Origin of the sequence: Acetobacter sp. AAB5, assembly GCF_050106715.1 — a bacterium.
Taxonomy (GTDB): Bacteria; Pseudomonadota; Alphaproteobacteria; order Acetobacterales; family Acetobacteraceae; genus Acetobacter; species Acetobacter oryzifermentans.
The window spans coordinates 51,969-59,676 of the sequence record NZ_JBNIEW010000015.1 but is presented as its reverse complement, the minus strand read 5'-3'; the positions used below and the strand labels follow the sequence as shown (position 1 = coordinate 59,676).

Annotated in this window: 5 protein-coding genes; 2 read left to right on the top strand and 3 right to left on the bottom strand. The window is 49.2% G+C overall.

The window, feature by feature from the left end:
• Positions 1–146: 146 nt before the first annotated feature.
• The 3 genes from ACP7IZ_RS12415 to tmpT form a co-directional block, all read right to left on the bottom strand.
• Entirely contained in the window at positions 147–2,660 is a 2,514-nt protein-coding gene (locus tag ACP7IZ_RS12415; protein ID WP_426849510.1) for an excinuclease ABC subunit A, read from the bottom strand.
• A 110-nt stretch (positions 2,661–2,770) separates the two neighbouring features.
• Positions 2,771–4,027, bottom strand: coding sequence for a dicarboxylate/amino acid:cation symporter (locus ACP7IZ_RS12410; RefSeq protein WP_426849508.1), 1,257 nt, complete (start codon positions 4,025–4,027; stop codon positions 2,771–2,773).
• A gap of 172 nt (positions 4,028–4,199) precedes the next feature.
• Entirely contained in the window at positions 4,200–4,841 is a 642-nt protein-coding gene (tmpT, locus tag ACP7IZ_RS12405) for a thiopurine S-methyltransferase (RefSeq protein ID WP_426849506.1), read from the bottom strand.
• A 125-nt stretch (positions 4,842–4,966) separates the two neighbouring features.
• Here tmpT and grxB point away from each other — a divergent pair, with 125 nt between their 5' ends.
• Both grxB and ACP7IZ_RS12395 read left to right on the top strand, forming a co-directional pair.
• Positions 4,967–5,611, top strand: coding sequence for a glutaredoxin 2 (gene grxB, locus ACP7IZ_RS12400; protein WP_426849505.1), 645 nt, complete (start codon positions 4,967–4,969; stop codon positions 5,609–5,611).
• A gap of 692 nt (positions 5,612–6,303) precedes the next feature.
• Positions 6,304–7,659 carry an MFS transporter gene (locus ACP7IZ_RS12395; RefSeq protein WP_035350741.1) on the top strand — a complete coding sequence of 452 codons (1,356 nt, stop codon included), beginning with the start codon at positions 6,304–6,306 and terminating at the stop codon, positions 7,657–7,659.
• Positions 7,660–7,708: the final 49 nt, after the last annotated feature.

Below are 7,708 nucleotides of genomic sequence, written 5' to 3'. Positions count from 1 at the left end.
GCCGAATAACCTAGCAGATCTTCCTAAACCCGCCAAGACCACTCCGTCTCGGTGAAGCAGCTTCTACACCCCATAAACATACGTCGTCAACTCTAAAAATCAGAAAAAATTATTACCGGATTGTCATGTTGGGGTTAGAAACGAGTTTATAGATATTCACGCAGGAACGGGCCGGTGCGGCTTTCTGGATTTTTGGCAATATCTGCGGGCGTACCACTGGCAACAATTTGCCCCCCTTCATCTCCTGCGCCTGGCCCCATATCCAGCATCCAATCACTTTGAGCAGCAAGACGCATATCATGCTCAGCCAGCACTACCGTATGGCCTTGTGCAACAAGTTGCCGAAGCTGCCGGATAAGCCGATCTACATCTGCCGGATGCAATCCCGTTGTGGGTTCATCCAGCACATATAATATATGCCCTGCCCGCTTTTTCTGAAGCTCTGTCGCCAGCTTGATACGCTGCGCCTCTCCACCGGAAAGCGTTGTGGCAGGCTGGCCTAAACGTAAATAACCCAAGCCACCTTGCCGCAAGGTATCAAATCCATGAGCAATATTGGGGCTGTCTGCAAAAAACTCATGTGCTTCATCAACGCTCATATTGAGCACATCGGCGATATTGCGCCCTTTAAGGGTAATAGCCAGCACTTCCGGCTTGTAACGTGCGCCATGACATTCCGGGCACGGGGCATACACACTAGGAAGGAACAGGAGTTCTACTTCAATAGAACCCACGCCCTCACAACGCGGGCAGCGGCCTTTTGCCACATTAAATGAAAACCACCCGGCATCCATTTTGTGCTGCTTGGCCTGCGGCACAGCAGCAAAAGCCTGCCGTATCTGATCAAACAGGCCCGTATAGGTTGCAAGATTAGAGCGAGGTGTGCGCCCAATGGGCTTTTGATCTACCACCACAAGGCGCCGAATATTTTGTAACCCGCTGACCACCCGCCCTTCTGGTTCAGCACTTTCCGCCACTTCTGGAATATCGTTTTCACCGGTTTCAGGCTGCTCAACGGGTTCTTTCTGCCCAAGTGCCTTGGAAACGATGCTGACCAATGCCTGACCGGTTAAACTGGATTTTCCGGAACCAGAAATACCCGTCACTACCGTCATCACACCTAAGGGCAGTTCTAGCGTGACATTGTGTAAATTGTTCCAATTGATACTCTTCAGGCAAAGCCACCCTTCAGGCTTGAGCGGAACCATCTGCCCGTGCTTGATCTCATTAAAAATATAAGGGCGTGTACGGGAGCGAGAAACAGACTTCAGCCCGTCTAACGGGCCACTATACAGGATTTCCCCACCTTTTTCGCCTGCATCTGGCCCCACATCCACCAGCCATTCTGCATGGCGAATAACTTGGCAGTTATGCTCTACCACCAAGAGCGAATTTCCTGCATCCAACAATCCATGCAATGCCTTAAGGAGGGCCTGCGTATCGCATGGGTGCAAACCAGAGCTTGGCTCATCCAGCACATACAGCACACCAAACAAATTGGAACGGATTTGAGTGCCCAAGCGCAGACGTTGATATTCACCGGGGGAAAGTGTTTGCACACCCCGGCTTAACTGAAGGTAGCCAAGCCCCAATTCCAATAAAGTTTGCAAGCGTTCTATCAGCGCTTCCACAATACCATAAGCGGCCAGACCCGTTGCATCGGTCTGCTTTTTGAGTTGCTGGCTTTGTTCGCGCAAAATGGCTGTAATTTGCTTGAGCGGTAAAGATGAAAGCTCGGCAATATTGCGCCCTGCAAATAACACCTGAAGTGCTTCGACTTTGAGTTTCTGACCATGACACTCTGGGCACACGCTGCTCACCATGAACGATGCAGCCCGCGCCCGCATTTTAGCGCTTTGAGATTTGGTGAATGTGTTCAACACATATTGGCGTGCACCGGTGAAGGTGCCGTTATAATCTGCGGGAACACCGTGCTTGATAGCTTCCAGCACTTGCGCATGTGTGCGACCAGGGTAAACGGGTTCTGTTGGGGTTTCCTTTGTGTAAAGGATCCAGTCCCGCGTGGCCTTGGGAATATCTTTCCACGGAATATCTACATTCACACCACGCGTGATCAGAATATCCCGCAAATTTTGGCCCTGCCATGCAGTCGGCCATGCGGCAACGGCCCTTTGCCTGATACTGAGCGTATCATCTGGAACCAATGTTTTTTCTGTTACATCGTAAATACGCCCTAGCCCATGGCAGCGTGGGCATGCCCCCATTGGCGTGTTGGACGAGAAATCTTCTGCCTCCAAACGGCTCATGCCAGCAGGATACGTACCAGCCCGCGAATACAGCATGCGCAACAGGTTTGAGAGTGTGGTCAGGCTACCAACAGAAGATCGGCTGCTACTGCCCCCGCGCTGCTGTTGCAATGCTACGGCTGGGGGCAGGCCTTCTATGGCATCCACAACCGGCACTGGCATTTGATTAAACAGCCGACGTGCGTAAGGAGAAACAGATTCCAGATACCGACGCTGGGCTTCTGCATAAATTGTGCCAAATGCCAGCGAGGATTTGCCTGACCCTGAAACGCCGGTCATTACAACAAACTTATCGCGCGGCACAGAAACAGAAACGTTTTTCAGATTGTGTTCACGTGCCCCGCGGACGCAAATCATATCGGCTGGGCTGCTGGCAGAAGGCTGTGTTTTCATGGGGGCATTATACGCCCCCTATTTCTGCCCTGTGGTATGGAAAAAAGAATAGGTGCCCTGCATATAGCGTTTTCTGGCGTTTAACGCGGGCAATCGGGCACTTATAAAGCTTAAAGCGTATCCTCTGTTGGCCCATCAGAAAGCGCACCTTCCCATTTAGCCGAGATTGCAGCGGCATACCCATTGCCCAGCACATTGGTTGCTGTGCGCATCATATCCAGAAAATGATCAATACCCAGAATGAGCGCGATACCTGCTTCCGGCAGACCAAACTGAGGCAGCACAGCCACAAGCGTAACAAGCGAGGCACGCGGCACGCCCGCAATGCCCTTACTGCTTAGCATCATCACCAGCAGCATCAGAAACTGCTGAGACCACGGCATATGGATGCCATAAGCCTGCGCAATAAAAATGGCCCCGAAAGACTGAAACAGAATGGAGCCATCCATATTAAAGCTGTACCCCAGCGGCAGCACAAAACCACTGATCCGGGTGGGTACGCCAAAATTTTCCAGCTTTTCAAGCAGCAGCGGATAAACAGATTCACTGCTGGCCGTGGCAAAACCTAACAGCACAGGCTGCACAAGCTCGCTCACCAGCCTTTTAATGCTGCGCCCCAGAACCAGAAAAGCAATAAAGGTGAGAACGCCCCACTGCACAAAAATCGTGCCATAAAATTCTGCTAAAAACCGTCCAAAATGCAGCAACATGCCAGCGCCACTTTGCGCTACAGTGCCCATAATGGAGCCAAATACGGCCAGTGGCGCCAGTACCATCACCATGTCTGTCATACGCAGCATGATATGCGCCAGCTCTTCGGTCCATTTCAGCATGGTTTCACCTGCCTTGCCCGCTGCGGGCAAGGCCACACCAAACAGAACCGAGAATACCACGATCTGAAGAATATCATTGCGCGCCATGGCATCCATGACACTGGTTGGCACCACATGCAGTAAAAATTCAACAGGCTGAAAAGGGTGCTTTAAAGATGAAATATCAGACGGCAGAGGCGCAGAAAACCCATGCCCCGGCTGCAAAATATTGGCTGCAAACAAGCCAATAAGCAGCGAAATAAAGGACATGGTGATAAACCACAGCAAAACACGCCCACCCACGCGCACCACCAAGGTATCGTCCCCCAGCTTGCCGATACCGCTTACCAATGTTGCAAACACCAACGGCGCAATAATCATGCGTATAAGCCGCAGGAAAAGCCCCGTTAACAAGGTTGCAACCTGATGCGCAGCCGAAATATAGGCCGGAAACAGATCATGCACCGCAAGCCCGCACAGAATGCCAAGCACAAGGGCAATCAGGATAGCGTAGGTGCGCCGTTTGGTATTAGTGGGTGAAGCAACCGCTGCCATCTGTCATTCTTCTCCCTCTGGAGCATGAAACTTGTCAAAAAGAAGGCTCATATAGGGAAGAAGACGCAAGAGGTCAAAGCTGTAAAACAAGCAAAATTATTTCTTAACCGTATCTTTTACTTAACAATACAAATGATTACCTGTCCAATTTTTGGTAAATTCCTGATACAGACTATTCAGGTTTCAAAAACCATACGCTCTCGGCAGCAGGCACACCGCCTTTTAAACCTCCTGCTACCGAAGTATTATCCAAACACGTGATGGCATAATGCGCCCCATAATACCGCTGAATATCTTGCTGGGGTACACTGAACGGCGGCCCCGCTATGCAAGACTGATCATAGTCTAAAGTAACAAGAAGTTGCTCTGCCTTGCCCGAAATATCTATCAGATGCTCTGCATAAGTTATACGCATGGCGGGCGGCAAGGCTACCAGAGCGGCCCGATCGTAAATTGCCTGCACGCAACCGAGTAATGCACGAGAGAGCGCGAAAATATCACCCACAAATATGCTTAGGTTTTCAGCCTTAAAGCACAGCAGATTGGGGGCCACTTTAGAGATTTGTGGCGTTATACCGAGTTCAGAAAAAAGCTGTTCTACCGCAATCTGGCTAAGCTCTACTCCAACCACCTTCATCCCACGTTGCAGCAGCCAATGAATATCCAGTGTTTTGCCGCATAATGGCACAAAAACACGCGCACCCTCTTTAAGCTCCAAGGCAGGGAAATATTTGACCAAAAGCGGATTAACTGCGGAAAGATGAAAGCCAATTTGGTTTTTCTGCCATTTCATATTCCAGAATTGTGCATCCATTTTGGCCTCTTTCTGCTATAAAATCATTTATGATAGGTTTTATGCTTAGTGCGTAAACAGAAAAGCGAACACCCTGTTTTTGCAGGATATTCAGTCCTACACTCTGTATCAGAAAGTTGTCTCTTATGCGTAAACTTTATGTTTATGATCATTGCCCATTCTGCATTAAAGCCAGAATGATTTTTGGCCTCAAAAACATTCCTGTCGAGATTGTTGTTCTTCAAAATGATGATGAAGCAACACCCATTGGCATGATCGGCCAGAAAATGCTGCCCATTCTGGAAGAAAACGGACACTATCTGGGGGAAAGTCTGGATATTATTGCGCAGATAGACCGGGAAGGAACACCTCTCCTTACAGTTCCTTCCCGGCCAGAAGTTTCTGATTGGATCAGCCGCTCCAGTTCGGTGCTGTATAGGCAGTTTCTGCCTCGCGCTGCAGCGGCTCCTTTCGCGGAGTTTTCCACCACATCTGGACGCGCATACTTTATTCGCAAAAAAGAGGCTTCAACTGGCCCATTCTGCACGATTTTTAATGAAGGCCCAGAAGCCCTTCTCCCGTTAAATGCATTGTTAGAAGATTTGGCCCCTCTCCTGCCTGAACCATCTGCCCTTCAGGGGGCGCTTTCATATGATGATATTCATCTGTTTGCGCATCTGCACAGTTTTTCCATTATCAAAGGGCTTACCTATCCCGCTGCGGTGGAGAACTATAGGCAGGCGCTTTCCAAGCGTTCGGGCATTGCCTTGCTGGATGCTATAGCCGTCTGATTATAAAAAACTTTTCCTGTGTTGCATTTTCTGAGAATTCATAATCACAAACACAGGAAAAGTTTGTATATAAATAAACATGAAAAATAATACATGAGTAATTGTTTTATAAATTATATTTTTTAAAAAGTAATTTTTAAATTATTATAAAATTGTATATTTATTTTCACATTTTATAATTACGACCAAATAATATATTGTAAAACTTTTCCGTTGAAAATTTCATCAGAAAACATTATCAAGGCAATGTTATGACAACTGGCATAAGGAGAGGCCTTTCCTTTAGAATTGTAATTCTTCCCTAACATCAAATGGTTTCGTTTTCTTGTGGTCTTTAGATGGGCGCCTGTTTTATATTATTGCAATAATATAAAACCATAATCTGTTTACTCTCAGATTTTTCCTTTTCTCCCATCTGGCAAGCAGATACATCCAGCTATCGCATAGTGCCGCAGACCCGCTGCGCTCTTTTTCCCTCAGACACATGTCCTGAGGCTTTTATGGTTAGAAGCCCCTATTGGCTCTCACCATTCAGGCGCGGACTTCCCTCCGAACCGTATTTTTCCACAAGATTCCGGAGTGAACGGCCATTTGGCATCACCCGGAGAATTGCAGTCAGCCAGCATATTCCGCACTTCGGTGGAATATCCCGTCAAAATGACGGTTGCCTGTGTAAAGAGGAGTATCTCCCCTTGAAACAGACAGACTCTCTGTCGCCTCCGCCTGCATCTTTTGCAGATCGTCTTGGAATTCCCGCACCCCTGTTCTGGGGCTTTGTGGGGCTTCTGTTCTTCATGATCGGTGATGGTGTAGAAGCCGGTTACCTTGCCCCTTATCTGGAAGGGCATGGTACATCAGCCGGTAATACCGCACTTTTGTTCACTATTTACGGCGTTACAGTTTCTATCTCCGCATGGCTATCTGGCCCACTGTCTGATCTATGGGGCCCCAAACGGGTCATGTGGATTGGCTTGGCGATCTGGGCCGTTTTTGAAGTTATCTTTCTGGCCTGTGGTGTTGCCGTTAACAGCTACCCCATTATGCTGCTGGCCTATTCCCTGCGTGGTTTAGGGTATCCGCTGTTCACCTACGGCTTTCTGGTCTGGATTGCTGCTGCCACACCGCCGCGTCAGCTGGGTTCTGCTGCAGGCTGGTTCTGGTTTGCCTTTTCTGGTGGTCTGCCTACCTTGGGCTCTCTGTTCGCCAGCTTTGCTATCCCCGTTATCGGAGAAATGGCCACTTTCTGGTCTTCTCTGGGGATGGTTGTTTTTGGTGGCTTGCTGGCTCTGCTGCTTACGCGTGAACCCACAGGCTCTCAGCGTCTGGCAGCCCCCGGCACCCCAGCCAAGGAAATCTTCTTCAGTTCTATCAGTATTCTATGGCGCGAACCCAAAACGTTTGTGGCCATGGTGGTACGCACAATCAACACATCATCCGAATATGCGTTTCTGGTGATTATGCCGACCTTCTTTACCAAGGTTATTGGCTTTACGCTTTCTCAGTGGTTGCAGCTGCTGTCCATCGTGTTCCTGTCCAATATTTTGGTAAACCTGTTTTCCGGCATTTCAGCAGACAAATTTGGCCATCGCGAAGTTGTGGCTTTTGGTGGCGGCATTGGGGCAGCCATTATGGTGCCTGCCTTCTATTATGTGCCGCAGATGTTCCCCGGTAACTTTATGATTGCTGCTATTGTAGGCGCTTTGTATGGCGCATCCTTAGCTGCTTTTGTGCCTCTGTCTGGTTTGGTGCCCCAGATTTGCCCGAAGGAAAAAGCTGCGGCTCTTTCAGCTCTTGGGCTGGGCGCTGGCGCCAGCACATGGGTTGGCCCGGCCATTGTAACGTGGTTTGAATCCTGGCACGGCGTTGAAGGTATTATCTGGATCTTCTCTGGTCTGTATGTTGCCTCTGCCCTGATGACCATGTGCCTGACCATTTCACCCGAAGCACGCCGTTACCTGAAAAAAATCTCCGAACGGGAGAAACAGAAGCGTGCTGCGGCAGCCCGTGGTGATATTGCTGAAGAACTTTCTCTCAGCAAACAATCCTGAATCCGCTCTGCTTTATATGCAAAGCTGGCAAAAGGCCCCATCCAGAAGT